At 26.6% G+C, this 466-nt stretch carries 1 protein-coding gene; it reads left to right on the forward strand.

Going from position 1 to position 466, the window contains the following annotated elements:
- Positions 1 to 466 (forward strand): hypothetical protein (locus RCF13_RS02885; RefSeq protein WP_308140828.1); only part of this gene is annotated, 466 nt, incomplete at both ends.

The following is a 466-nucleotide window of genomic DNA, read 5'->3' on the forward strand; positions in this document are numbered from 1 at the left end:
AATTGCTCAAATCAAATGGGCAGATGGTCTATCTAACTCCAAGAAGTTATTTCTCAGGAAAATCGTATAGCAAGTTAAGAAGTGAATTAATAAGGCAAGGTAGTATTGAAAGAATTCATCATTTTAGAAAAAGAGATAAAATTTTTGGATCAGATATATTACAAGAGTCTGTTATTACAAAAATAGTAAAGAACCATGATAGTAGTAAGAAAATAACTATTACACGCTCTGATAGTATTGAGGATATACAAGAGTCCACAATGCTAGAAGTAAGTAAAGAGAAAATTATCTATAAAGAAAATTTTATTCTTATTCCAGAAAACAACAAAGATTTAGAGATAATTATGATATTAAATAAATTTCGGAATAGATTTAAGGATATAAACCTTAAGTTTTCTACAGGTAAGATTGTAGATTTTAGAAATTTACAATATTTAAAAGATACGAATACAGATACTAGTATTCC

The sequence above is a fragment of the Stenotrophomonas maltophilia group sp. RNC7 genome, from assembly GCF_030910085.1.
GTDB lineage: Bacteria > Pseudomonadota > Gammaproteobacteria > Xanthomonadales > Xanthomonadaceae > Stenotrophomonas > Stenotrophomonas sepilia.